The following is a 24,190-nucleotide window of genomic DNA, read 5'->3' on the forward strand; positions in this document are numbered from 1 at the left end:
TTTTTTATGAAAAATTGCGTTCTTTTTTTAAGTTTTCGTAGGCTTCATTCACTTTCTGGAATTTTTCTTTGGCCGCATTCTGGAAATCTTCGCCTAAATAGCTGACTTTATCAGGATGGTATTTCATCGCCATTTTACGATAAGCTTTTTTAACTTCCTCATCAGTTGCTCCCTGATCAATCTCTAAAATCTTATATGCGGCATCCGTATTTGGCACAAACATCGATTTGATTGAGTCCAGGTCTTTCGAACTAATCCCCATGTTGTTCGCAATTTGCTCAATCATATTGAGTTCGCTGGTGTCTACTTTGCCATCGGCTTGTGCGATACCAAATAGAAAGTGCAAGAGTTGTAACCGCGAAGAATAATCCATATTCTTTTGGATCTGTTGACAAACATCAGCAACCGGGATATTCTGATTTAGCAGGTTGCGAAGCATTTTTATTGCTTCCTGTGCCGAGCTGGCTCCAAATGATCGTACAAAAAACTGTTTAACGTAGTCAAGTTCTGACTTTAAGACCTTTCCATCGGCTTTCATAACGGCAGCGACTAAGACTAGCAAGCTCATCACATAGCCTCCCGTGGTTGTCGCTCTTTGCCCGTAAGGCGATTGAGTTCTACTTCCTGAAAAGTTATTGTTTTGAGGAGTAGTTGCTTCGCTGTCGACCATGCTTCCAACAACAAAACCAACAATTCCTCCAATTGGACCGAAAAATGCCCATCCTAATCCCCCGGCAACCCATTTTGCAAATTTACCCATGTAATCTAAATTTTTTATCTAATTCAAGTAATGTAGGAACGATAAGCTCCCGATTATTATTATCAATAGTCATATTGGCCAGTTGATTCTTCTTTTCATCCGGCCACTGCATTGAGATTCTTTCTTTGATTTGTTCTGCTGTGCTATTATCTCTTTTCATCACCCATTCAATTCGCTGTTCTTCTGGAGCGGTAACCAGAATATTGAAGTCCATCATTTCATAAAAACCACTCTCAAACAAAATGGCAGCTTCGTGTACAACGTAAGCTGAGTTTTGACGATTACACCATTCAAAAAAGAACTTTCGTACTTCAGGGTGGATGATGGAGTTGACCTTTTCCAATAAAGATGGCGAATTAAAGATGATGCCAGCCAGTTTTTTTCGGTCAATGGTATGATTTGAAAGGTAAATGTCTTTCCCAAAATGAAAAATCATTTGACTACGAACCTGAGATGACTCATTCAAAATTCGTTTGGCTTCCAGATCGGCGCTAAAAACAGGAATACCAATTGTTTTAAAAAAGTTACAGATCGTTGTTTTTCCACTGCCAATTCCGCCGGTAATACCAACTTTGTACATGTTCTTATTTTTCAATGAGGTATTCAATTCTTAAAGGCAAATAACTGGTTGATTTTAAATTTGGTGGTATTGTCGTCAGAGCTACCGGTAGGTAATCGTCTTTATTCTTAATGTTTTCGTAGGAAACACTAGCATGAAAATCTTTCGGCGAAATTTCGGCGAATCGACTCAGACCAACCAGAAAGCTAAGTTTCACTTCTGAAGGGAACAAGTTTACTTTTACGCCGTCAGGCAAACCGTCAATAGAGATTGGAACTGACAATTCTTTTTCGGTGTATTCTTCCACCGGAATTTGAACGACTACGCGTTTGGGCGAAAAATCAACCTTTTTAATGGTCTTTAGCGAAACATTGCGCTGGGTTAGCTGGTCTAATGCTTTGTATTTTTGTGCTATTGTCTCAACTGCTTCTAGTGTATCCAAAATTGACTTCGGGCCGTGTACTCTGACCGAGTCGGGTTTTACCTTTATTTTATCGTAAAGGTAGTGTTGCTTTTTTAGTTGCAGGTTGACATCAGGGACAACCTTTTTGGTTTGAGTTACAATTTGATCGAACTTAAAATAGATGGTGTCGGGGTGAATGCCAGTAATATTTAATTCGTTACTCAATTGGTTTGCTATCTTGCTTCGAAATTGTCTGCTCGAAAATGCATAGTCTGACCGACTGCTGTCAGCCATTATCTTACCGCCATAATCATTGATGTTGAAGATGAGTGGAGAAAAAGCTACGCTCAATTTATAACGAAGCAAGGTGAATCCATAAGATTGAACATCTAACGTGAAGTGATTGGGCGGCTCATTAATTAGGATTTTGTTTTTGGGGAGATTGGTATAACTTACCGGAAACGAAAGCTCAACGGTATATTCTTTCTCCAAAGCATTTAGCAACCAAAGAATGGATGCAATGCCAACACAAATTAGATAAATGACCAATTTGCGATCATTTTTAATCGTAAACTTTTTTGCAAAGTTCTGAAGCTTATGTATCCATTTGTTTTCCACGCAATCAAAGATAAAAAAAAGGGTTGACTAGTAGCAGCCGACCCTCTTAGTCTTTTTCAAAAAATGCAATTACTTTTGAGCAGGCACATCTGCCATATCTTTTACAACTGCACTTTTGTCTACACGAATTTTCACGTTGTCGTCAACCTGAAGAAGAATATAATTGTCTTTAATTTCAACAATTTTACCGTAAATACCACCTGTTGTTACAACTTTATCTCCTTTGGCAAGACTCTCGCGGAATTTTCTCAGCTCTTTTTGTTTTTTCATCTGTGGTCTGATCATGAAGAAATAAAACACAACAATGATCAGGATCAAAGGCAAGAAGGTTGTAATTGGGTTACCACCTTCTGCTCCGGGTTGAGGAGCCATTAATAAGTAATTCATCTTTTAATTCTTTAGTTTTTACTGTATAAATTTATAATCTCATTTTCAACTGTCGCTGCAATTGCTATTTTGCTTTTTTTATTCCCTGTGTTCGAATAGACTACAATTTCTTTGTAAACCCGTCCGGTTTCGCCTGAGCTGTTAAAAACAACTTCAATAAAATCGGAAGTTCCGGCTGCAATTGCTTGCTGTGGGAAATAAACTTCAAGGCAGCCACAATCTTTTTCAATCTTGTCGATAATCAAAGGACCATCTCCGGAATTCGAAAACCTAAAATTGTAAGCGACGACTTCTCCAGCTTGAAGACTTCCAAAATTATGGAATTCTTCCTGAAACTCAAACTTTGGATTCCCTAAGTTTGAAGATCGTTTGTTCGCTGCCTTATTCCCTGTATTCTGACAGGAAACGAGTGCTGTCAGGCAGAGCATCACTAGATATCTTGTCATCCCTTTAATTATTAGCTTGGATGCCGCTTGTTTTCTCAGAGCTGTCTGCTGTATGATTTCAAAAGTTCCATTCAAAATCACTGTTTTTTGTCTTTCGGCTGATCATTTTCGCCAATCAGTCCACGCCCGGCTTTTAATATTTTATTCTCGGTTTTAAGTGCTTTCAGGGCTTTATCCAGAATTCCGTTAATAAAATTCCGGCTCTTTTTCGTGCTGTAATATTTCGAAAGCTCAATATACTCGTTCAGTGTAACTTTTGTTGGAATAGATGGAAAATACAGAAATTCTGAAATGGCCATCTCCAAAATCAATTCATCAATGAATGCAATTCGCTCGACATCCCAGTTTACCGTGTATGCGGTCACTACTTGTTTCAGTTCATCATGATTGATTACTGTTTTTCGGTAGAGGTCTTTGGCAAATTGACGATCCTCTTCATCTTTAAACATTGGCAATAATGCTTGGCGTTCACCCGAAAAATCTTTGAATTTTTTGATGGTTTTTAAAATCATACTAACAACAAAATCCAGATCATCATTCCAGTAGATACTCTGCTCTTCCAAAATACTAACCAAATCTTCGGATTGAAGTATAACCTCAGCAAAAAGCTGTTCCACGAACTTCTTATCCGCTTGATACGAAGTTTCAGGAGTTGTCATGTACTCCTTGAAAAAGTCAGTGTTAATTAGTTGTGTATATATTTTTTTGACGAACTCCGGCTCGTTAACCCAGCTCAATTTAGATTGTGTCAGGTATTTATTCAGTTGTTCATTGTTCTTTAACTGATTGATTAGTTGATTTCTAACAAGTCGTGTATTGGGATTCAGATCTTCCTCGGTCGGGAAGTGTTTTTTCTTCCTGAGCTCAATCACTGCTTCAGCATGTTTGCTGATTTCAATGACTAAGTCAAATAAATAATGGTAAAGGTCGTATGTTTTCTGGAGACTGAAGAATAACTCTTTCTCCGTGTTGTTGATCGATTTTTCAGGCGAAGTGTAAAAGGCGTACAAAACCTGTAAAACTTTTATGCGAATAATTCTTCTGCTAATCATTGTCTTAGAACTAGTTTTTTCTTTGGAAGGGGCAAAGTTACACAATTTCTTTTCTGCTGTTCAACATCTACTCTTTTTTTTCAATTTTCTGACCGAAATACTCGTTGGTGTTGCTAGTGGTGTAAATTGTTGCGTCGTTCTCTACGGTTTCGTCTTCTTCATCGGGTTCATCTTCCCAGTCGAAGTGTGGGCGCTGTGGCCCTTGTTTACGATAATAAATACTTAGCAGCAGTCCGCTGACACTTCCCCATAAATGGCTTTCCCAGGAAACATCGGGTTTTAAGGGAAAGATTCCCCAAAACATCCCGCCATAAAGAAACACGACAATAATGGCAATTGTCAGCAGCTTGACATCGTTGCGAAAAATACCGCTAAAAAACAGGAAGGAGGCCAGTCCATAAATTACCCCACTAGCTCCAATGTGCCAGGCTTCGCGACCGCCAAGCCAAACGCAGAGCCCGGAAAGAATGTAAATTAATATAAAAATACGGTAGGCCAGTTTCCGATAAAAATAGAACAAGGCAAGCGAGAGTACAAAAAATGGGATGGAGTTGGCTGCCAGGTGTTTGTATCCACTGTGAATAAACGGCGAAAAAAGAATCCCTTTCAATCCTTCCAGTTTGAGGGGGAAGATACCATAAACAGCAAGTTCGATATCGATGGTGGATTCAACTAAAAATATCAGCCAAAAGGCGAGAAGGAAAAGACTTGGAAACACCAGACTGTGTTTAAATATTCTCTTTTCTAGTTCAGGATCTGTGGTTTCATGCTTTGGTGGAAAATAGTGGAATAAGCCCATTTAAAGTAGTTTGTTAATTAGATTCACAAAACCGTTGATGTCTTCTTCGGTTGTATCGAAAGAGGTCATCCATCGTACTTCCGATGTGGATTGATCCCAAATATAGAAGAAGTATTTCTCTTGCAATTTAGGAATCACTTCCTTGGGTAGAATGGCGAAAACACCATTGGCTTCTGTCTTTTGTGTCAGCTTTATTTTGCCGGTTTTCAATACTTTCTGCTCCAGCAATTTAGCCATTTTATTAGCGTGCTGCGCATTTTTCTTCCATAACTCATTTTCGAAGTAGGCTAAAAACTGGGCACTCACAAAGCGCATTTTCGAAAAAAGCTGCATGCTTTGTTTTCGAATATATTTTGTGTTTGCTGTAAGTTCGGGATTGAAAAATAAAACGGCCTCGCCCATCAGCATGCCATTTTTAGTGCCCCCAAATGAAAGCAGGTCAACGCCGGCATCTTTGGTGAATGTTTTAAACGGAAGATCCAGAGCAGTCGCTGCATTTGCAATTCGAGCACCATCCATGTGCAGAAACATCCCAAATTCATGTGCCAATTCACTAATTGCTTTTATTTCCTCAACTGTATAAACAGTACCCAGCTCAGTAACTTGAGAAATAGAAATAACTTTAGGTTGCGAGTGATGTTCGAAGTCAAACCCATGAAGGTGCTTGCGAATTTCTTTTGGGGTTATTTTTCCTTTTTCAGAAGGACAAGGCAATAACTTGCATCCGGTAAATTTTTCGGGAGCACCACATTCGTCTACCTGAATATGAGCGGTGTCGGCACAAATGATGGAATTGAACGAGTTTGTGACTGTAGACAAGCCCAACACATTGGCGCCAGTTCCGTTAAAAACGAAAAATACTTCGGTGTCGCTCCCAAATTCTTTCTTAAATAACTGAATGGCATCGGTGGTAATCGGGTCGTCTCCATATCCTTTCATGTGCCCCTTGTTTGCCGTATTAATTGCTTCCAGAATTTCAGGGTGTACTCCTGCGTTATTGTCGCTTGCAAAGCCTCTACTCATGCGTTTGTTTTTATTGGGTTGCTAACAATTTAAAAGTATTCGTGTTTTATTATTGTCGTCTGTTTTCTGTTTTCAGAAAAAAAAGTGAAAGAAAGCAGATTGATGTATAAAAGAAATGAAAAATTTAGTCTGAACAAAATCGTTATTTGATTGATTTTTGTGTTCAGCTAACACTTTAAATTAATAGAAAGCTAGTTGGTATAATCGATAGAAAACACCTAACGATGAAAGAGAAAGTTAACTTGTTCTGGTTTCGGCGCGATCTGCGGATCGAGGATAATCACGGATTGTTTGAGGCTCTTTGTGCAGGAAAACCGGTGTTGCCCATTTTTATTTTCGATATGCACATTATTGGCGATTTAAATGACGATGATAGCCGAGTGGAGTTCATTACTCAAGAGGTTGACCGCTTAAAGCAGGAGTTTGAGCGTTTCAATAGTTCATTTTGGATTTATCAGGGAAAGCCAATAAATGCCTTTAAGCGGCTCTGGGTTGAATATGACATTGAAGGTGTCTATGCCAATGAAGATTACGAACCGGAAACCCGTGAAAGAGATGAAAAAATCAGACAGTTTTTGAACTCAAGCAAGGTTCGGTTTTATCAGTTTAAGGATCAACAGATCTTTCATAAAAATGATGTGCTGAAAGCAGACGGGAAGCCATACACAATATTTACTCCGTACAGCAAGATGTGGAAGAAAAAGCTGACTGATGGAGACTTGAAAAGTTTTCCTTCGGAGAGCCATTTGAATTGTTTACTAAAAATGGAGCCATTGCAACCGGTTAAGCTTCGCGACTTGGGTTTTCGAAGGGGAAGCATTGCCTTACCGGAAAAGAAAATAGACAAAAGCATCTTGAAAAATTATGAAAAAGATCGCGATTTCCCGGCCAAAGAGGGGACTTCCCGGTTGGGTATTCATCTGCGGTTTGGAACCATCAGTATTCGGAAGCTGGTTCGAAAGGCTCTGAAATATTCACCCGTTTTTTTGAATGAATTAATTTGGCGAAATTTTTATGCCGATATTTTGTATCATTTTCCGCACGTTGAAAAGCGGTCGTTTAAACCTGCTTACGATCATATTCCCTGGATCAACTCGGAAAAAGATTTTGCTCGCTGGTGCAACGGAACTACCGGATATCCGCTGGTTGATGCGGGCATGCGGCAATTGAACGAAACCGGCTACATGCACAATCGTATTCGGATGGTGACCGCCAGTTTTTTGTGCAAGCACCTGTTAATCGATTGGCGATGGGGCGAAGCATACTTTGCTGAAAAATTATTGGACTACGAATTGGCCAGCAATAATGGCGGCTGGCAGTGGGCTGCCGGAACAGGATGTGATGCTGCTCCTTATTTCCGGGTTTTTAATCCGACCTTGCAAACTCAGAAATTTGATCCTGACTTGGAATATATCCGGCAGTGGGTTCCCGAGTTTGACGAACTCACTTATCCACATCCCATGGTTGATCATAAAATGGCTCGTCAGCGGGCAATTGATACCTACAAAAAGGCATTAGACGAAGTAAAGAAGAGATGATGTTTTATTGGATTTTTACCTGTGAACTTATCGAATGGGGGGGCATCTCGGAACAATCGATGCAAAAAAAATAAGGCCACCTATTCAGTGACCTTATCCATTCAAACCAATTTATCTGTTTTAGCTATGTTTTACGAATCCCCTTTAATCCAATTGACAATTTTTTCATCATTCGGTTTTACTTTTGAAGCTGCGTAGTCTACTAAATGGCCATCTTCGTCAATCATGTATTTCTGAAAATTCCAGCCTACTTTAGAATCCATCACGCCATTTTGAGCCTTTTCTGTTAACCAATGGTAAACTGGAGCCATGTCATCACCCTTGACCGATATTTTTGACATCATTGGAAAGGTCACTCCATAATTTCTTTCACAGAAGGTTGCTATTTCCTCATTGGATCCGGGCTCTTGACCCATAAAGTTGTTGGCAGGGAACCCGATAATGGTGAAATTTTCGCCACCATATTGCTCGTATAGCTCTTGTAAACCTTCGTATTGTGGGGTGAAACCGCATTTTGATGCCGTATTAACCACCAGTACTTTTTTGCCTTGTAGTTGGCTTAAATCGAAATTACTTCCTTCAATGTCTTTTACGGTGTAGTCGTGAAAGCTTTTTTGACCATAACTAACTGTTGATAATAGGGCAAGCGAAAATAAAATTGCAAATATCTTCATGACTTCAATTGTATTAATTTAATAAGATCATAAACATCGGTAAGCGTAAAAAGTTTGTTTTCAGTAGGTCACTATCTTCTTAATGCTTGTTAATAAATTCTCCCTGAATTTCCTGTTAAAATGTTTATCTTTGAGCTTCTATTAAGAGCAATTATGGAGAATTTTATTGTTTCCGCAAGAAAATACAGACCCGATACTTTTCAATCAGTTGTTGGACAGGTTTCTATCACTTCAACCTTGAAAAATGCCATAACAAACAAGCAGTTAGCTCATGCTTATTTGTTTTGTGGCCCGCGTGGTGTTGGGAAAACAACCTGCGCACGTATTTTTGCTAAAACAATTAATTGCCAGAATTTAACAGCAGAAACCGAACCGTGTAACGAATGCGAATCCTGTAAGGCCTTTAATAGTAATCGCTCTTACAATATTCACGAGCTGGATGCCGCTTCAAACAACTCGGTTGATGATATTCGAAACTTGACTGATCAGGTGCGTATTCCGCCACAAATTGGAACTTACAGCATCTATATTATCGATGAGGTTCACATGTTGTCGCAAGCTGCATTTAATGCTTTTCTGAAGACCTTGGAAGAACCGCCAAAGCATGCCATCTTTATTTTGGCAACTACCGAAAAACATAAAATCATTCCAACCATTTTATCGCGTTGCCAGATTTTTGATTTTAACCGAATTAAGATTAGTGATATTTCAGGTCATTTGGGATACGTAGCCAGTAGCGAAAAAGTTGAAATTGAAGCCGAAGCGCTGAATGTCATTGCTCAAAAAGCAGATGGTGCCATGCGCGATGCCCTTTCTATTTTTGACCAGATCGTTAGTTTTTCCGGCAAAACCATTTCATATAAAGATGTCATTTCAAACCTGAATGTGCTGGATTACGATTACTACTTCAGGTTGATTGATTTGTTCCTGAAAAACGAGGTGCCAAACTCATTACTGCTTTTTAATGAGGTGTTGGATCATGGATTCGACGGGCATCATTTCATCAACGGACTAAGTAGCCACATTCGTGATCTGCTGGTTTGCAAGGATGCGGTCACCGTTCAGCTGCTGGAAGTAGGAGGAGAGATTAAGGAAAAATACAAGGTTCAGGCAGTTTCTTGTGATTCTGATTTCTTATTGGAAGCGCTCAAAATTAGCAACGAGTGTGACATGCAATATAAGCTCAGCCAGAATAAACGCTTGCTAGTGGAATTGAGCTTAATTAAAATGGCTCAACTCACCTTAAAAAAAAAATAGCTGACGAATCTGATCCGTTTGAGCTGGAACCAATATTTACGGTGCAAAAGTCCAATGGCTCAGCGCAACCAGAATCAAAAACTTCGCCAGGAAAAGAAAGCACAACTATAAATTCGGTTAAAGAGCCCGAAGCTCCGGCTCGTACCCAGACAAAACGTGTTATTAAAAAGAGGGGGAGTGGTTATACTCCATCAATTAGAGATGCCATGTCCGGCAAGCTAGGCGATAAAGATGAGGAGGATGCTCAGGAAAAACTAAAGTATTATGCCGGCGAACAATTAACAGAAGCATTTACGCAAGAGCAGTTTGAAGCAAAGTGGAAAGAGTATTTAACACGCCTGGATGATCGTCCCAACCTGAAGGCCACACTTTCGAGAATACCTAAAGTTATTGATCAGCACAAACTCGATTTAAAAATTGATAACTCGGTTCAACTGGAAGAGATCAATAAAATAAAGCCGGATTTGGTTTCCTGGTTACGTAAGGAACTTCGGAATACGAGTATTGAATTGATAACCGATATTGTTGCTCAGGAGGTTGAATACAAACCCTACTCTGAAACGGAGAAACTCAATGAAATGATGAAGAGAAATCCGAATCTCGCTCTTTTGAAACAACGGTTTAACCTGGATTTTGGAGAATAGTAGTTTTTCATTTTAAGCCTTTGTTAATCGGTACATAAATTCACCGAAGATGGTTTGTTAACAGTATTTTTTTAGTATTTTTGAGTGAAACGTAAAAACAAAATCAACATGCTTAAAGAAGAAGTTTTAAAAGCGCTCAATAATCAGATTAATGCGGAAATGCATTCTGCATACTTGTACCTATCAATGTCGGCCTATTTTGAAGATAAAGGCTTGTCTGGTTTTGCAAACTGGATGAAAGTTCAATATCAGGAGGAATTGGCACACTCGTTGAAATTTTTTGATTTTGTGAACGAACGCAATGGTCGGGTCATTCTTGAACCAATTGACGGAGTTCCTACAGATTTTGACGGAATAATTGATGTTTTTGAAAAAACATTAGCTCATGAGCAGAAAGTGACGGGAATGATTGATCAATTAATGGACGTTGCCGTAAAAGCAAGCGATCATGCAACTCAAAGCTTTTTAAAGTGGTTTGTTGATGAGCAAGTAGAAGAAGAAGCAACGGTCAATGAGTTATTGGATAATTTAAAATTGATCGACGGACAGGGCAACGGTGTCTTCATGCTCAATCGTGAATTACAAGGACGTAAATTTGTGGATACCACGCAGGCAGAATAGAACGAATACACAATATTTTATTGAAAAGGCTGCCGGAATGGTGGCCTTTTTTTTGACCTAATTTAACTTGAAGGTTAAATATATAAACCACCGAATTATGAACAAACAAATTGAAAGCGCCTGGCAGAAGCTTAAAGCTGTTTGCGAATCATCGCCTTCAGTTGACGATATGTCTGAAATTGAACGAGCATTTCAGTATGCCTATAACTCGCTTGGCGACAATGTTTGGCCAACAGGCGAAGTCATTGTTGCTCATTCTGTAGGAGTAGCGCAGGTTGTTGCAGAAGAGGTTGGCCTGGGCGTGAGCTCCATTGTGGCCGGGCTGCTGCACAATGTAACTTACGAGGAAATTGGCAATCGCCCTACGGTGCATGATATTGAAACGGAGTTCGGATCGGTAGTGGCCAGTATTTTGGGTGGAATGGCAAAAATCAATGCTCTGGGAACAGATACGGTAGATTTGCACTCTGAAAACTATCGCAAGCTTTTACTGACCATGGCCGGTGATGTTCGTGTTATTTTGGTTAAAATTTCCGACCGCATGCAAGTGATGCGCAATTTGGATATTTATCCGGAAGCGGTTCGTCAAAAAATATCGTTGGAGACAGCGCATCTTTACGCTCCGCTGGCTCACCGTTTGGGCTTGTATTACATCAATTCGGAGATGCTGGATTTATGCCTGAAATACAGCAACCCAGATAGCTACAATTACGTGTCTAAACGTTTGGACGAAAGTCGTGAAGAGCGGAAAAACTTTGTCGCCGAATTTGTAAAGCCCATTGAGGAAAAATTGAAAGCACGTGGGTTCCAGTTTGAGATGAAAGCTAGAACAAAAGCGATCAATTCCATTTGGAAAAAGATGCAAAACAGCAAGGTTAGCTTCGACGAGGTGTATGATTTGTTTGCGATTCGGGTGATTCTGGATTCGAAGCCCGAATTGGAAAAATCGGATTGCTGGCAGGTTTATTCCATTGTTACCGATGAGTATCAATCCAACCCGGAACGGATGCGCGATTGGATTACGTTACCCAAATCAAATGGTTATGAAAGTTTGCATGCTACGGTTTTAGGCCCTCATAAAAAGTGGGTTGAAATTCAGATCCGGACAAAACGAATGGATGAGATTGCCGAGAAGGGCTTGGCGGCTCACTGGAAATACAAAGGAGGAACTGCCAGTACCGAAATGGAAAACTGGCTGGCCAATGTGCGCGATATTTTGGAGAATCCAGAGTTGAATGTGGTTGATTTTATTGACGATTTCAATACCAATATTTATTCGGATGAAATTTTTGTTTTTACCCCTAAAGGCGATTTAAAACGATTGCCGGCCGGCGCAACTCTGCTCGATTTTGCTTATGAGATTCACTCTGAAGTTGGAGACCACTGCGTTGGAGGAATGCTGAATGGCAAGAAGGTTACCTTGAGATATAAAGTAAAGAACGGTGATCAGATCTCGATTGATACTTCGGTAAAGCAAAAACCGAAACTGGATTGGTTGGATTTTGTGAAAACCACCCGTGCAAAAACACGCATCAAATCCAGTGTCAACGAGGAGCGGAAAATTGAAGCGGAGAACGGGAAGGAGATTTTATTACGTAAATTAAAAAACTGGAAGATAGATTATAACGATGAGTTAATCCGGATGCTTCTGAAGCATTACAATCTGAAATTAGCGCAGGATTTGTATTATAATATTTCAGTAGGAAAGATTGATCCGTTAGCCATTAAGGAATTGGTTGTAGAAAAGGAAACAGAACCAACCGTAAAACAGAAGATTGAGGATGTTTTAGCCGCCGATGATTTGAAGGAGTTGAGTTTTTCAGGTGGTGATGATTACCTGGTGATTGACAACAATTTGAAAAATGTAAATCATAAGTTAGCTCCTTGTTGTAATCCGATTTTTGGGGATCTGATTTTTGGATTTGTAACCATTAAAGAGGGTATAAAAATTCATCGTCGCTCTTGTCCAAATGCAAAACAATTGATTGAACGATATCCTTATCGGGTGATCCCTGCAAAGTGGCGCGATTCGGAAAAGCGTTCCTCATTTCAGGCTACTATTCGTGTTTCAGGAACCGATGATGCCGGTATTGTTACACAAATCTCGCACGTCATTTCAAAAGATGTAAGCGTTCAGATGCGTTCCATTAATATTGATGCGGAAAATGGTGAATTTGAAGGAACATTGCGGGTCTTTGTAAACAACCTGGATCACTTGGATTTCTTATTGAAAAAACTGCAAAACATAAAAGGAGTAATCAATGTGTCAAGAGCTGATACTTAAAAACACATCTGGTAGTAAGAGAAAATCGAAAGCAGTTGAGAGCAGTCGGGTAGGGGCGTTCTCAATTGCTTTTTTTTTATAATTCTTAAAGGGCTCTGCCAAAGGAGTAGTCAGCTTTAAGAATTTTTTATTTCAAGGTTTAAAACGAATTATTTTTTCATCGATGATTCCCTGACGATCAGTTCCGTTGGCATGGTAATCGTTTGATAACTTCTCGGAGTTAGCTTATTTTCAATCTCATTAAGAATCAGCTGAGCCGCTTTTTGTCCCATTTCGTATGCTGGCTGCTTCAAGGTTGAAATAGATGGGGTAACAACTTCGGAAAAGGGCTCATTACTAAAACCTACGATACCAAAGTCTTCAGGGACTCGGATGCCAACCGATTTTAAATAAACAATCATACTTAAGGCCGACGTATCATTTCCACAAAAAACGGCGTCAGGTGGATTTTTCAACGCCAATAGTTTCTTTATGGCTTCCTGCCCGTCTATACGTGTTAGCTTATTAAAAATAATTAGTTCATCCTCTGCCGGAAGGCTATTTTTCTTCAGTGCATCTTTGTAACCTTCCATACGTTCGTGGTAGGTATTTAACACTGTTGGTCCGGCAAGGTGGGCAATTCTTTTATATCCTTGGTCAATTAAGTGTTGCGTAGCCTTAAAACCACAAGCAAAATCATCAACAACAATTTTATTGGTTTCAAGTTGAGGCGCAATCCGGTCGAAGAATACTAACGGAATATTTTTGTTAGTAAACAATTGAAAATGGTCAAATTCGTTGGTTTGCATACTTAGCGAAGTAATCAAACCATCAACCCGGTTGGAAAATAGGGAATGGATAATTTGCTTTTCCTTTTCTAACTGGTCTTTCGACTGAGAAATAATAACATTATATCCGGCGTCAAAAGCGACATCTTCTACGCCACTAATAAAGGTCGAGAAAAAATGGCGGTTAACAAGTGGAACCACAATTCCAATGGTGTTGGTGCGCTGATTACGTAAGTTTGATGCGATGGTATTTGGCTGATATCCGAGCTTAAGTGCAAGCGACTTGATCTTGGCTTTTGTTGCCTTGCTGATACGCGGATTATCATTTAAAGCCCTTGAAACAGTGGATGCGGAGATGTTAAGTTCCTTCGCAATGTCATGAATTGTGATTGAGGTTTTCTTGTCCATCTTTTATTTTAAAAACCGGAAATCATCTGGCCTTTTTAGTTAAGTTTTTACCTGAATGCAAATATGATAATTATTTTTCAATTAGAATAAAAAATTAATGCAATCGATTGCATTTCTTGTTTCTTTGTAATAAATTTGTGGTGTTTTAGCGAATGGAAACGAATGTTTGGTTTTCATTTTCGCAGTGTTCTAAACATTCTGCAATTATTATTGGTTGACAAGATATAGGAATGAATGTAAAATATGCACGGATGTGTGGCTTCGACTAAAAATAGAACATAAGAATTGAAAATCTAAGATTAGTTGGGCCTTATAAATGTTGTATAACTGAATACAGAAGAAAGCGAAACCGTATAAAATTAATAAGATTATGGCAATAAATTTTGAAGAAAGGTATGCATATCATCCAGAGGATTTTAAATCGTATGATACCGAAAAGATAAGAAAAGAATTTCTGGTAGAAAAAGTAATGCAAGACGATGCTATTAATTTGGTATATTCACATATCGAGCGTTACATCGTTGGAGGAGCTGTTCCTGTAACCAAAGAACTGACGCTGGGAACTGTAGATGCACTTAAAGCAAATTACTTTTGCGAGCGTCGTGAAGTGGGTATTATTAATGTCGGTGGAACCGGAAGCGTTGTTGTTGATGGTACTGAATATGTGATGGATTTCAAGGAGGCTTTATACATTGGGAAAGGTGCAAAAGAAGTTGCTTTTAAATCGGCTGATGGTAAAAAACCTGCACGTTTTTACTTTAATTCGGCTCCTGCTCACAAGGAATTTCCAACAAAACATGTAACCTTGAAAGACGCCAATGTACTACAACTTGGATCGTTGAAAACTTCAAATGAGCGTGAGATCAACCAGTTGTTGATTAATAAGGTTGTTGACACTTGTCAATTGCAAATGGGAATGACCGAATTGAAGCCGGGAAGTGTTTGGAATACCATGCCAGCGCATACGCACAGTCGTAGAAATGAGGTGTATTTCTATTTTAATGTCCCTGAAGATCAGGCTGTATGTCATTTTATGGGACAACCTCAGGAAACTCGTCACTTGTGGATGAAGAATGAGCAGGCTGTAATTTCTCCAAGTTGGTCAATCCACTCGGCTGCGGGAACAAGCAATTACATATTTATCTGGGGAATGGCTGGCGAGAACCTCGATTATACCGATATGGACATTATTCAACCAACCCAATTGAAATAAGATAATCAACAAAAGAAATAAAATGAACGAATTATTTGATTTATCAGGGAAAGTAGCCTTGGTTACCGGGGGAACACACGGTATTGGAATGGCTATTGGTAAAGTTTTGGGTAAAGCCGGAGCTAAAATTTGTGTAAACGACCTTTCAGATGAGAAGCTTGCAGCTTGTAAGGAAGAATATAAAAAAGACGGTATCGACGTTTTTACTGTAAAATTTAATGTTACCAGCGAAGAAGAAGTTGATTACGGAATTGGTGAAATTGAAAAAAATGTTGGCGATGTAGATATTTTGGTAAACAATGCCGGAATCATTAAGCGTATTCCAATTTTGGATATGCCTGTTGCTGATTTCAAGCAAGTAATTGATGTTGATTTGGTAGCTCCTTTGATCGTCGCAAAACGTGTTGCACCTAAAATGATTGAAAAGCGCAGCGGAAAAATCATTAACATGTGTTCGATGATGAGCGTTTACGGACGTAACTCAGTATCTGCTTATGCCTCGGCAAAAGGTGGTTTGAAGCTGTTAACAGCAAATATGTGCTGCGAGTGGGCAAAATACAACATTCAGATTAATGGTATTGGTCCGGGTTATATTGCGACTTCGCAAACTGCAGAGATTCGCGAAGGCGGTCATCCATTCAACGACTTGGTGATGACCCGTACTCCCGCCGGACGTTGGGGAGAACCTGAAGATGTCGGCAATGCGGCAATGTTCTTGTCGTCAAAAGCAGCCGACTTTGTAAACGGACATGTCCTTTATGTTGATGGCGGAATTTTAGCCAACTTCGGTTACGTAAAAGGCGAAAACGATTTATAATAATATATTAAAAGAGATTTTACTGCTCTCCACGGAGACAGTAGAATCTCTTTACTTTTTTGTCCCTTTTCAACTATTATAAAAATAAAATCTTCGACATGAGAAGACTGGTATATGTTTCATTCGTGCTGGCAGCAGGATTATTTTCCTGTTCTGTACCTGAAAATCAGATAACGTTGAGAAATTCGATGGATGTTAATCGTCCTGATGAAACTATTGTTATCCAACGAGATAAACTAGAGCAAAAACTGGGTGCTATTGAAGCAGGACTTGTGCCAATGTTGAAACACGAAGATGTCACAGTTCCGTCGCAAGTTGATGACTTGGATGGAGATGGAGAATGGGATGAGTTGGTGATTAACTTGGATTTTGCTGCTTCAGAGGAAATTACGTTAACCGCGGAAATGGTATCTGTTGCCGATTTTCCTGAGTTTGAAAAACGTACCAATGTGCGTTTGGGAATCGTTCAGGATGACCACAGTTACAAAGAATTTGATTATTATGAAGCACCTAGTTGCAAAGATAGTTTTCAGATTATTGCACAAGGCGAAAGTGTGAATTGGGAAAATGATAAAATGGGTTTTCGTAATTACTTCGATTGTCGTAATGTAAAAGACTTATTCGGAAAGCTAAAACCCGGTTTAATTATCGATAAAATCCATACTCCGGAAATGGGGAGCTATCACGAATTAGCCGATTGGGGAATGGATGTGTTGCACTGTGGAAATAGTCTTGGTGCCGGTGGCTTAGCAATGCTGGAGAACGATTCGCTATTTCGTCTCGGATCAACAGATGTTTACGAGTATCAAAAAATTGCTGAAGGGCCGGTTCGTTCGGTATTCGATTTAAAATATAATGGATGGGATGTGAACGGCGAGAAACTAGAGGCCGTTGAACGAATCTCAATTTACCCGGGAAAATACTGGTTTCAGTCTGATGTAACTGTTACAGGCTTTTCGGGCGAAAAGCAGTTGGCTACCGGTATTGTAACCAGCAAACTTACCAATGAACCCTATGCCTTTGATGCTGGCGATCATTTTTCGGCAATTGCCACGCTCGATGTGCAATCGTTGAATAATGACGAGCTGGGAATGGCGGTTATGGTTCCGGAAGACGAACTATCGAAAGTTGACAGAACAACCGATATCAACTATTTCGAGAAGGGCTATCAAACTGTGCCAGCGAAAAACTTTAGCATCGTAATTTCTGAAACTTACTATGTGGCGCAGAAAATTGAAAATAACAAACCCGCACGACATTACTTTTTTGCAGTTTGGGGACTAGAAAATCCAAAATGGAAAGAAATTGAAAACTTTAAAGCTTACATGAATCATGAAGCTGAAAAATTAAATAGCCCTATAGTAGTTATTTAAAAACGGGATAGTTTATTATTTTAGGTAAAGGGGAGTCGTGTATGCGACTCCTTTTTTTATAGCAGTAAAAGCGGATTCTACTATTCTCATTCATTTTTTGTAGATTCGGTTTTTAGTTTTGATAAAAGAAGATGTGTGCTATCTGGACTTTTAATTAGCTTACTGGTATGGTATTAAATTATATATGGGTCGGATTTTTTTTGGTCGCTTTTTTAGTTGCCGTTATTCGGGTGCTTGGCTATTTATTTCGCGACTTTTTTGCGGATGCATTAGGTATCATTTTTACAGAAGTTGATCTCCATGTTTTTAAAGATATGGTCGATGCTTCCTTTTCAATGGCAACCGCCAGTGTCGATCTTATCATTGCTTTAATTGGTGTGATGGTTTTATGGCTCGGAATCATGAAAGTAGGGGAAGATGGTGGCGCCGTGAATATTATTGCGCGTATTTTTGGCCCTTTCTTCAATAAGCTTTTTCCGGAACTTCCTAAAAATCATAAATCAATTGGGGCTATGATGATGAACCTTTCGGCCAATATGCTGGGATTGGATAATGCCGCAACACCCTTGGGGCTTAAAGCCATGGAAGATTTGCAAGAGCTAAATGTTGAAAAAGAAAAAGCATCCAATGCGCAAATTATGTTTCTGGTTTTGAATACCTCGGGTTTGACGGTTATTCCGGTGAGTATTCTGGCTTACCGTGTTGCTGCTGAGTCGCAGATGGTTTCCGTTATTTTTCTACCTATTTTATTAGCGACCTATTTTTCTACGCTTGCAGGATTAATTTCGGTTTCCATTTATCAGCGAATCAACCTTTTTAACAAAGTGGTTATCGCATATATTGGTACAGCAACAGCCTGCATTGCCGGATTATTGTGGTGGTTTTCTACCTTGAATCAGGATCAAATAACGAAAGTCTCTTCTTTTGGCGGTAATCTAATCATCTTCTTGATAATTATTTCTTTTCTGTTTTTGGCATTTAGGAAAAAGATTGATGTATACAACTCCTTTATTACCGGAGCAAAAGATGGGTTTAATGTCGCTATTAAAATTATTCCCTACCTGGTAGCGATGCTTGTTGCCATTGGCGTATTTCGGGCATCTGGAGCCATGGATATAGTGATCGGTGGAATAAAAGGACTTGTTTCGTTGGTTGGATTCAATACCGATTTTGTTGATGCGCTCCCCGTTGCATTTATGAAACCCTTGAGTGGGAGTGGAGCAAGAGGAGCCATGCTTGAAATTTATAATAATCCCAATTTTGGTCCCGACTCATTTGCCGGTTTATTATCGTCGGTATTTCAGGGATCAACAGAGACAACCTTTTATACGCTGGCTGTTTACTTTGGCGCAGTAGGAATTACAAGAACCCGTTATGCTGTAGTATGTGGATTGATTGCAGACCTTACAGGAATTATAGCAGCCATTTTAATAGCGTACTTGTTTTTCCATTAGAGTGCATCATAAACGATTACGTTCTCCCAAAGATCACCGTAGTTTTCGATAAACTTTAAATGCGTGGGATGAACCTGGTAGTTATCCTGGTCAGCTTTATTGTTGAATACTGCCATGTAGGAGTAGGTAAAAGAATCGTCAACAACGTCACGGCTTGATTCTACCGCTTTCCCGATATGATAAAGCTTAATTTCCGGTATGGTAACCAGTAATTGAAGACCTTCTTCAAAACGTCGGCATGCTTCCTTGCTTTCAGGTTGCTTTAGCCAAAAGTATACATGATGAATATAACTGTTCTGAAGCACTATTTTCATTTCGCTGGCACTGACTTTTTTAGATAGAAAGGGAAAGCTAACGAAGCCCAGTCCGGCAATCGATCGTTTAAGAAAATTCCTGCGGTTTTTCATGGTATTTTGATTTTGAATTCTAACTATAAGCTATCTGTGACTTGTTTTAATAGAACCAGTTTGCTTAGCAACGATTCCAATAGATCCAAACGAAGCATATTGGCACCATCTGATTTTGCAACAGAAGGATCAGGGTGGGTTTCAATAAAAATACCGTCGGCACCAACTGCGATACCCGCTTTGGCGATCGTTTCGATTAGTTCCGGTTTTCCTCCGGTTACTCCTGAAATTTGATTGGGTTGTTGCAGTGAGTGAGTGATGTCTAGAATCACTGGGCAGTTATTCGTTTTCATTACCGGTATTCCGCGGTAATCAACCACCAAATCCTGGTAGCCAAATGTTGTTCCCCGTTCTGTTAGCATTACCTTGTCGTTACCGGAATCCCGTACTTTGTCGACGGCAAATTTCATTGACTCGGCAGACAAAAATTGACCTTTCTTAATGTTCACGACTTTGCCGGTTTCGGCAGCTGCAATCAGCAGGTCGGTTTGCCGGCATAAAAAGGCAGGAATCTGAAGTACATCAACGTATTGAGCGGCGATTGTAGCTTCTGCAGCTGAATGGACATCGGTTACCGTTGGAATATTGAATTTCTCACCAACTGCTTTTAAGATACCCAATGCTTTTCCGTCCCCAATTCCGGTAAATGAATCAATACGCGAACGGTTCGCTTTCCGGTACGAGCCTTTAAACACAAATGGAATCTCAAGGCGACTGCAGATATCTACAAGCTTTTCAGCAATTTCAAAGGCCATTTTTTCTCCTTCGATTACGCAAGGGCCAGCCAGCAGTATGAAGTTTTTATCCGAATATTTAAGTTTTGGAATCATGTGCAAAATTTTGCTACGAATATACGAATTGCATAGTATGAAGGGAAATTAGTTTTTAGAATCCTGTTGCTTTTGGCTCTGGAGCAATAAAATCTGACAAATTATTGTTGAAAACAATTGTATGCGATCATTAACAACTTCAAACAAGTACCGATTCCTTCGTAGAGATTGATATTCAGTTGACTAATAGAGGGGATGTGCACAATAAAGAAATAATTGTCTTTTAATCTTTTAAGTATTAACTTGCTAAAAAAATGTTAAAATCATAAAAAGCGTGACTATGAAAAAAATTACTTTGGAAAAATCTTTAGCCATCGGGGTAATGGCTTTGACTGTGATGTTTTCTTGTCAATCGCCAGTAGTTGAGGAAAGCGATTATGTTGATGATGTGGCGTTGAAAAGTGCAGCAGTAGGAAAGATCTCATACATTGTTCAGTTGAATGACGCTGATTTGTTGAGTGAGTTGAAAACAGTAAAGGGCTATGAGAAGCGAAAAGGTGCTGTAAAAGCAAATGCTTTAGGCTTATTAAAGCGAAATCAGATTTCTGACAGCGATGTAGGGTTTGTTTATTCCAATTCAATTGTGGGGTTCTCGGTTAAGATTGCCCCAGGGCAAGCCAAAAAGTTATTGTCCGATAAGTCAGTCAAATCAATCCATAAAGATAAAGTGGTTGCTCTGGCACCACCTCCCGGTAAAGGACCAAATAAAGGTGGTGATGGTGATGGCGGAATTACCAATCAGGAAACACCTTGGGGAATTACTCGGGTTGGAGGACCCGTATCAGTAACAGGAAAAACGGCCTGGATTATCGACTCCGGAATTGATTTGGATCATCCGGACTTGAACGTAGCAAAAGGCATCGGTTTTTCTGCATTTACAAAAGGAAAAGATACTGGGTTTGACGATGGTAACGGACATGGGACTCATGTGGCAGGAACAATTGCTGCCATTGATAACAATATTGGTGTTGTTGGAGTGGCTGCCGGTGCAACAGTTGTCCCGGTGAAAGTACTTAACTCAAGAGGTAGCGGCAGTTATTCGGGCGTAATAGCCGGAATCGATTTTGTTGCTGCTAACGGACGTTCAGGTGATGTTGCCAATATGAGTTTAGGAGGTTCTGCGTCAGATGCTCTGGATAACGCAGTTGAAGCAGCCGCTTCATCCAGTGGTGTTGTTTTTGTTCTGGCCGCTGGCAACGAATCAGATGATGCCAATAGTCATTCACCGGCGCGTGCAAATGGACCCCATGTGATTACCGTTTCAGCCATGGATAAAAATGACAATTTCGCTTCTTTTTCAAACTACGGAAATCCTCCGATTGATTTTTGTGCACCGGGAGTTGGCATCAAGTCGTCGGTAAAAGACGGAGGTTATGCTACATGGAACGGAACCTCAATGGCTGCTCCACATGTTGCAGGATTGGTATTGCTAGGGAATATTGAAACAGATGGTACTGTCAATGGCGATCCGGACGGGAGTCCTGACCTGATTGCTCATCACTAAAATATTTTTTATCAATGAAAAGCCTGAGATTATTACAGTCTCAGGCTTTTTTACTTGAAAGTACATTGTTTAATCAGCCTTTAACTGCTCTTTCAATTTTGTTATTTCTTTTTGCGCTTTAATCAATTCATTATCTTTTTGTTCCACTTGGTTTTGAAAGTCAATCAATTTTTGTTTCAGTGCTCTAATTTCTGCAAGATGAGAAATTGTTGCTTTTTTTATCGCTTGTAAGGTGTCGTTATTGTTTGCCATGATTCGGGGGTTTAAGTTAAAAAGGAATAACCAATTGCTGTCCGTCGAGAATATGATTGGGATTGTCTAACGAGTTTGCTTCGACAATTTTGGGGTATTCATAACCATTTCCATAAACAGCAGATGCAATACTAAACAGGTTCTCACCCCATTGAACAGTGTAGTTTATTTCTTCGCATTTTACTTCAGCTTCAGCCTTCTTTAAAGCATCCAGCTCTTGTTGCAAGCTTTTGTTTTCCTGATTCGTTTGCTGGATGCTGGCTTGCGCCGTTTGAAGTTGTTGGTTTAGTTCTGCGTATTCAGTTTCTGAGGCAGAATCACCATTTGTCGTATATAAATATAGCGCACTAATAAATGCAATTGCCATAAATAAGGTGAGTAGAATCCATAAAGTTTTTTGTTTTTTTTGAGTGACAAAGGCTTTTTCAGCTTGATCGATCTGATGAAGCGATTTTAGATCTGAGTCGCATTGAGGACAAATTTGAGTGCCTTCACTTAGCCCTTTGGTTTGGCAAATCGGACAGTCCATAATTTATTTCTTTAAAGGTTAGAAATAAAAGTTACGAAATACTGCACTAATTAGCAAGGGGTTATCTGGTAGTTGTGTTGTTTGGCTTTAATGGCTATCAATTCCGTAAATCATGTAAAGAGAATGCTCTAATGTTGGCAAAATTTCGCTACAATATTCAGTAACGGCTTTTACGCTGCCCGGAAACGAATAAATCAAGGTTTGGTTTTTCACGCCGGCAACTCCCCGACTTAGCAGGACAGCAGGTTTTTCCATGCCATATTTTACGCGGATGAGTTCCATAATGCCCGGGATTTCTTTGTCTAAAAATGGTTTGACAATTTCCGGTGTAATATCTCTTGGACCAATTCCTGTTCCTCCTGTGGTAAAAATTACATCTGCTTGCTGCTTAACGCCATTTTGAAGCTCGGCTAAAAGTTGGCTTTCATCATCGGGAATAAGAACGTGCTGAAATTCGACCGGGCGGTTGATTTTGTTCAGATATGTTTGAGTGAGATTTTTAATTTGAGGCCCGCTTTTATCCTGGTATTCACCACGACTGGCGCGGTCGCTCAAGGTGATGATTTTTATTTTAATCACCCTGGGATGATAGTTTAGTGTTTCTTCCGGTTTGAGGATTCCATGGCGAACAACCCGTGCAAAAATCCCTTCTTTGGGCATCACACAATTTCCAACTTCACGAAAGATGGAGCAATTGTCGCCATGACATTTTTTGCCAATTTGAGTAACTTCCAGCTCCAGATTTTCATTGACAAACCGGTCGAGCGGTTTCGTTTGGTGCAGAAGCAATCCCTCTGTGGTAATGTTTTCAGCAAACTCGCCATGGTTAATTTTTCTGCCTGCTTCCTTCTCGAATTTGTCAATGCTTTCTTTGGCTAGCAAGCTCACCTGACGGTGCCATTTTCCGGAGTGGGCATCACCAACAACGCCAATATCGGTAAGCTGAATGCTGTTGGCAGGCTTTTTTATTGTGCCTTTTTTTTCTGAAATATTAACAGAAAGTACCCGAATAACTTGGTTGTTCTTTTTCATCGCTATAGGTCGGTTTTTGTTTTTTCAATGAGTTTCACATTTTCGATAACCATTGCTTTGTCCACCGCTTTGCACATGTCGTAAATCGTTAGCAGTGCTATTTGCACTCCTGTTAGCGCTTCCATTTCTACTCCAGTTTGTCCAATGCAGCGGCTGGTACACTTGGCATAAACGCCATTCTCCCGAATGTTAAGTTCAACTTCAACTTTGGTGAGCTGAAGTTGATGGCAAAGAGGAATCAACTCGCTGGTTCGCTTGGCAGCCTGAATTCCGGCTATTTCTGCAACGGTCAACACATCGCCTTTGCCGATCTGGTTTTCGCGAATAAGTTTCACCGTTTCTTTTTTAAGACGGATAAATCCTTCGGCAATGGCGGTACGTGTTTGTGGGTTTTTATGTCCAACATCTACCATGTTCGCTCGTCCATTTTCATCAATATGTGTTAGTTTTTTGCTCATCGTTTTTTATTTTCCAGTTCAAAGTTTCAAGGTTGACATTTCAAATTGTCATCTTATTGTGCGTTTGTCCTCTTGTGTGTT

Annotated in this window: 26 protein-coding genes; 10 read left to right on the top strand and 16 right to left on the bottom strand. The window is 39.8% G+C overall.

Annotation, left to right across the window (positions count from 1 at the left end; all coding sequences use genetic code 11):
• Positions 1–4: 4 nt before the first annotated feature.
• The 8 genes from GR929_RS06795 to GR929_RS06830 all read right to left on the bottom strand — a co-directional run bounded on the left by GR929_RS06795 (position 5) and on the right by GR929_RS06830 (position 6,047).
• On the bottom strand, positions 5–760 hold the full coding sequence (locus tag GR929_RS06795; protein WP_159518184.1) for a TerB family tellurite resistance protein: 756 nt from the start codon (positions 758–760) through the stop codon (positions 5–7).
• Complete coding sequence (coaE, locus tag GR929_RS06800) at positions 753–1,340, bottom strand: dephospho-CoA kinase (protein WP_159518185.1); 588 nt, start codon at positions 1,338–1,340, stop codon at positions 753–755. Before coaE ends, GR929_RS06795 begins: the two co-directional genes overlap by 8 nt.
• Before the next feature lie 4 nt (positions 1,341–1,344).
• Complete coding sequence (locus GR929_RS06805; RefSeq protein WP_159518186.1) at positions 1,345–2,271, bottom strand: CdaR family protein; 927 nt, start codon at positions 2,269–2,271, stop codon at positions 1,345–1,347.
• Positions 2,272–2,409: 138 nt separating this feature from the next.
• Positions 2,410–2,727 (bottom strand): preprotein translocase subunit YajC, encoded by a 318-nt coding sequence (yajC, locus tag GR929_RS06810; RefSeq protein ID WP_159518187.1) that lies wholly within the window; start codon positions 2,725–2,727, stop codon positions 2,410–2,412.
• Between the two features lie 11 nt (positions 2,728–2,738).
• Positions 2,739–3,173, bottom strand: a complete 435-nt coding sequence (locus tag GR929_RS06815; protein ID WP_159518188.1) for a DUF1573 domain-containing protein — start codon at positions 3,171–3,173, stop codon at positions 2,739–2,741.
• 77 nt (positions 3,174–3,250) lie between these two features.
• On the bottom strand, positions 3,251–4,225 hold the full coding sequence (nusB, locus tag GR929_RS06820; protein WP_159518189.1) for a transcription antitermination factor NusB: 975 nt from the start codon (positions 4,223–4,225) through the stop codon (positions 3,251–3,253).
• Between the two features lie 67 nt (positions 4,226–4,292).
• The gene (locus GR929_RS06825) at positions 4,293–5,024 is read right to left on the bottom strand and encodes a rhomboid family intramembrane serine protease (protein WP_159518190.1); all 732 of its coding nucleotides are present in this window, start codon (positions 5,022–5,024) and stop codon (positions 4,293–4,295) included.
• Positions 5,025–6,047, bottom strand: coding sequence for a threonine aldolase family protein (locus tag GR929_RS06830; RefSeq protein ID WP_159518191.1), 1,023 nt, complete (start codon positions 6,045–6,047; stop codon positions 5,025–5,027).
• A gap of 224 nt (positions 6,048–6,271) precedes the next feature.
• On the opposite strand from GR929_RS06830, the gene GR929_RS06835 reads away from it, so the two are divergent.
• Positions 6,272–7,585, top strand: a complete 1,314-nt coding sequence (locus GR929_RS06835; protein WP_159518192.1) for a cryptochrome/photolyase family protein — start codon at positions 6,272–6,274, stop codon at positions 7,583–7,585.
• Between the two features lie 131 nt (positions 7,586–7,716).
• Here the strand turns inward: GR929_RS06835 and GR929_RS06840 are convergent, their stop codons facing one another.
• Positions 7,717–8,259 (bottom strand): glutathione peroxidase, encoded by a 543-nt coding sequence (locus GR929_RS06840; protein WP_159518193.1) that lies wholly within the window; start codon positions 8,257–8,259, stop codon positions 7,717–7,719.
• 153 nt (positions 8,260–8,412) lie between these two features.
• On the opposite strand from GR929_RS06840, the gene GR929_RS06845 reads away from it, so the two are divergent.
• The 4 genes from GR929_RS06845 (at position 8,413) to GR929_RS06860 (ending at position 13,065) form a co-directional block, all read left to right on the top strand.
• Positions 8,413–9,516: a DNA polymerase III subunit gamma/tau gene (locus GR929_RS06845; protein ID WP_159518194.1), complete on the top strand. Its 1,104-nt coding sequence runs from the start codon at positions 8,413–8,415 to the stop codon at positions 9,514–9,516.
• 41 nt (positions 9,517–9,557) lie between these two features.
• Entirely contained in the window at positions 9,558–10,160 is a 603-nt protein-coding gene (locus GR929_RS06850) for a hypothetical protein (protein WP_159518195.1), read from the top strand.
• A gap of 108 nt (positions 10,161–10,268) precedes the next feature.
• Entirely contained in the window at positions 10,269–10,781 is a 513-nt protein-coding gene (locus GR929_RS06855) for a ferritin (RefSeq protein ID WP_159518196.1), read from the top strand.
• Positions 10,782–10,878: 97 nt separating this feature from the next.
• Positions 10,879–13,065, top strand: coding sequence for a RelA/SpoT family protein (locus GR929_RS06860; protein WP_159518197.1), 2,187 nt, complete (start codon positions 10,879–10,881; stop codon positions 13,063–13,065).
• Positions 13,066–13,214: 149 nt separating this feature from the next.
• Here the strand turns inward: GR929_RS06860 and GR929_RS06865 are convergent, their stop codons facing one another.
• Positions 13,215–14,240 carry a LacI family DNA-binding transcriptional regulator gene (locus tag GR929_RS06865; RefSeq protein WP_159518198.1) on the bottom strand — a complete coding sequence of 342 codons (1,026 nt, stop codon included), beginning with the start codon at positions 14,238–14,240 and terminating at the stop codon, positions 13,215–13,217.
• 370 nt (positions 14,241–14,610) lie between these two features.
• Here GR929_RS06865 and kduI point away from each other — a divergent pair, with 370 nt between their 5' ends.
• The 4 genes from kduI (at position 14,611) to GR929_RS06885 (ending at position 19,097) form a co-directional block, all read left to right on the top strand.
• The gene (gene kduI, locus GR929_RS06870; protein ID WP_159518199.1) at positions 14,611–15,453 is read left to right on the top strand and encodes a 5-dehydro-4-deoxy-D-glucuronate isomerase; all 843 of its coding nucleotides are present in this window, start codon (positions 14,611–14,613) and stop codon (positions 15,451–15,453) included.
• A gap of 22 nt (positions 15,454–15,475) precedes the next feature.
• Complete coding sequence (locus GR929_RS06875) at positions 15,476–16,270, top strand: gluconate 5-dehydrogenase (RefSeq protein WP_159518200.1); 795 nt, start codon at positions 15,476–15,478, stop codon at positions 16,268–16,270.
• Between the two features lie 98 nt (positions 16,271–16,368).
• Positions 16,369–17,643, top strand: a complete 1,275-nt coding sequence (locus GR929_RS06880) for a DUF4861 domain-containing protein (protein ID WP_159518201.1) — start codon at positions 16,369–16,371, stop codon at positions 17,641–17,643.
• A gap of 167 nt (positions 17,644–17,810) precedes the next feature.
• A complete protein-coding gene (locus tag GR929_RS06885; RefSeq protein WP_159518202.1) occupies positions 17,811–19,097 on the top strand; it encodes a nucleoside recognition domain-containing protein in 1,287 nt (428 codons plus the stop codon).
• Here GR929_RS06885 and GR929_RS06890 read toward each other — a convergent pair.
• Together GR929_RS06890 and kdsA are read right to left on the bottom strand one after the other, a co-directional pair.
• The gene (locus GR929_RS06890) at positions 19,094–19,504 is read right to left on the bottom strand and encodes a Dabb family protein (RefSeq protein ID WP_159518203.1); all 411 of its coding nucleotides are present in this window, start codon (positions 19,502–19,504) and stop codon (positions 19,094–19,096) included. The genes GR929_RS06885 and GR929_RS06890 overlap by 4 nt on opposite strands.
• Before the next feature lie 23 nt (positions 19,505–19,527).
• Positions 19,528–20,334, bottom strand: a complete 807-nt coding sequence (kdsA, locus tag GR929_RS06895; RefSeq protein WP_159518204.1) for a 3-deoxy-8-phosphooctulonate synthase — start codon at positions 20,332–20,334, stop codon at positions 19,528–19,530.
• A gap of 280 nt (positions 20,335–20,614) precedes the next feature.
• On the opposite strand from kdsA, the gene GR929_RS06900 reads away from it, so the two are divergent.
• Positions 20,615–21,838, top strand: coding sequence for a S8 family peptidase (locus tag GR929_RS06900; protein ID WP_201300924.1), 1,224 nt, complete (start codon positions 20,615–20,617; stop codon positions 21,836–21,838).
• A gap of 69 nt (positions 21,839–21,907) precedes the next feature.
• On the opposite strand, the gene GR929_RS06905 is transcribed toward GR929_RS06900, so the two are convergent.
• The 4 genes from GR929_RS06905 to moaC form a co-directional block, all read right to left on the bottom strand.
• Positions 21,908–22,090, bottom strand: a complete 183-nt coding sequence (locus GR929_RS06905; protein ID WP_159518205.1) for a hypothetical protein — start codon at positions 22,088–22,090, stop codon at positions 21,908–21,910.
• 16 nt (positions 22,091–22,106) lie between these two features.
• Positions 22,107–22,619 (bottom strand): LysM peptidoglycan-binding domain-containing protein, encoded by a 513-nt coding sequence (locus tag GR929_RS06910; RefSeq protein ID WP_159518206.1) that lies wholly within the window; start codon positions 22,617–22,619, stop codon positions 22,107–22,109.
• Between the two features lie 87 nt (positions 22,620–22,706).
• Positions 22,707–23,651: an MOSC domain-containing protein gene (locus GR929_RS06915; protein WP_159518207.1), complete on the bottom strand. Its 945-nt coding sequence runs from the start codon at positions 23,649–23,651 to the stop codon at positions 22,707–22,709.
• A 2-nt stretch (positions 23,652–23,653) separates the two neighbouring features.
• Positions 23,654–24,109, bottom strand: a complete 456-nt coding sequence (moaC, locus tag GR929_RS06920; protein ID WP_159518208.1) for a cyclic pyranopterin monophosphate synthase MoaC — start codon at positions 24,107–24,109, stop codon at positions 23,654–23,656.
• Positions 24,110–24,190 lie beyond the last annotated feature (81 nt).

Source organism: Sunxiuqinia indica, from assembly GCF_009847015.1.
Classification (GTDB): domain Bacteria; phylum Bacteroidota; class Bacteroidia; order Bacteroidales; family Prolixibacteraceae; genus Sunxiuqinia; species Sunxiuqinia indica.

Excerpts from the sequence above, each read along its gene's own strand:
- GR929_RS06875 (WP_159518200.1), top strand. The coding sequence starts at position 15,476 with ATGAACGAATTATTTGATTTATCAGGGAAAGTAGCCTTGGTTACCGGG.
- GR929_RS06880 (WP_159518201.1), top strand. The coding sequence starts at position 16,369 with ATGAGAAGACTGGTATATGTTTCATTCGTGCTGGCAGCAGGATTATTT.
- GR929_RS06900 (WP_201300924.1), top strand. The coding sequence starts at position 20,615 with ATGAAAAAAATTACTTTGGAAAAATCTTTAGCCATCGGGGTAATGGCT.
- yajC (WP_159518187.1), bottom strand. The coding sequence starts at position 2,727 with ATGAATTACTTATTAATGGCTCCTCAACCCGGAGCAGAAGGTGGTAAC.
- coaE (WP_159518185.1), bottom strand. The coding sequence starts at position 1,340 with ATGTACAAAGTTGGTATTACCGGCGGAATTGGCAGTGGAAAAACAACG.
- GR929_RS06860 (WP_159518197.1), top strand. The coding sequence starts at position 10,879 with ATGAACAAACAAATTGAAAGCGCCTGGCAGAAGCTTAAAGCTGTTTGC.
- GR929_RS06845 (WP_159518194.1), top strand. The coding sequence starts at position 8,413 with ATGGAGAATTTTATTGTTTCCGCAAGAAAATACAGACCCGATACTTTT.
- GR929_RS06835 (WP_159518192.1), top strand. The coding sequence starts at position 6,272 with ATGAAAGAGAAAGTTAACTTGTTCTGGTTTCGGCGCGATCTGCGGATC.
- GR929_RS06815 (WP_159518188.1), bottom strand. The coding sequence starts at position 3,173 with ATGACAAGATATCTAGTGATGCTCTGCCTGACAGCACTCGTTTCCTGT.
- GR929_RS06865 (WP_159518198.1), bottom strand. The coding sequence starts at position 14,240 with ATGGACAAGAAAACCTCAATCACAATTCATGACATTGCGAAGGAACTT.
- GR929_RS06890 (WP_159518203.1), bottom strand. The coding sequence starts at position 19,504 with ATGAAAAACCGCAGGAATTTTCTTAAACGATCGATTGCCGGACTGGGC.
- GR929_RS06825 (WP_159518190.1), bottom strand. The coding sequence starts at position 5,024 with ATGGGCTTATTCCACTATTTTCCACCAAAGCATGAAACCACAGATCCT.
- moaC (WP_159518208.1), bottom strand. The coding sequence starts at position 24,109 with ATGAGCAAAAAACTAACACATATTGATGAAAATGGACGAGCGAACATG.
- GR929_RS06915 (WP_159518207.1), bottom strand. The coding sequence starts at position 23,651 with ATGAAAAAGAACAACCAAGTTATTCGGGTACTTTCTGTTAATATTTCA.
- GR929_RS06795 (WP_159518184.1), bottom strand. The coding sequence starts at position 760 with ATGGGTAAATTTGCAAAATGGGTTGCCGGGGGATTAGGATGGGCATTT.
- GR929_RS06855 (WP_159518196.1), top strand. The coding sequence starts at position 10,269 with ATGCTTAAAGAAGAAGTTTTAAAAGCGCTCAATAATCAGATTAATGCG.
- kdsA (WP_159518204.1), bottom strand. The coding sequence starts at position 20,334 with ATGATTCCAAAACTTAAATATTCGGATAAAAACTTCATACTGCTGGCT.
- GR929_RS06830 (WP_159518191.1), bottom strand. The coding sequence starts at position 6,047 with ATGAGTAGAGGCTTTGCAAGCGACAATAACGCAGGAGTACACCCTGAA.
- GR929_RS06905 (WP_159518205.1), bottom strand. The coding sequence starts at position 22,090 with ATGGCAAACAATAACGACACCTTACAAGCGATAAAAAAAGCAACAATT.
- GR929_RS06910 (WP_159518206.1), bottom strand. The coding sequence starts at position 22,619 with ATGGACTGTCCGATTTGCCAAACCAAAGGGCTAAGTGAAGGCACTCAA.
- GR929_RS06840 (WP_159518193.1), bottom strand. The coding sequence starts at position 8,259 with ATGAAGATATTTGCAATTTTATTTTCGCTTGCCCTATTATCAACAGTT.
- GR929_RS06885 (WP_159518202.1), top strand. The coding sequence starts at position 17,811 with ATGGTATTAAATTATATATGGGTCGGATTTTTTTTGGTCGCTTTTTTA.
- nusB (WP_159518189.1), bottom strand. The coding sequence starts at position 4,225 with ATGATTAGCAGAAGAATTATTCGCATAAAAGTTTTACAGGTTTTGTAC.
- kduI (WP_159518199.1), top strand. The coding sequence starts at position 14,611 with ATGGCAATAAATTTTGAAGAAAGGTATGCATATCATCCAGAGGATTTT.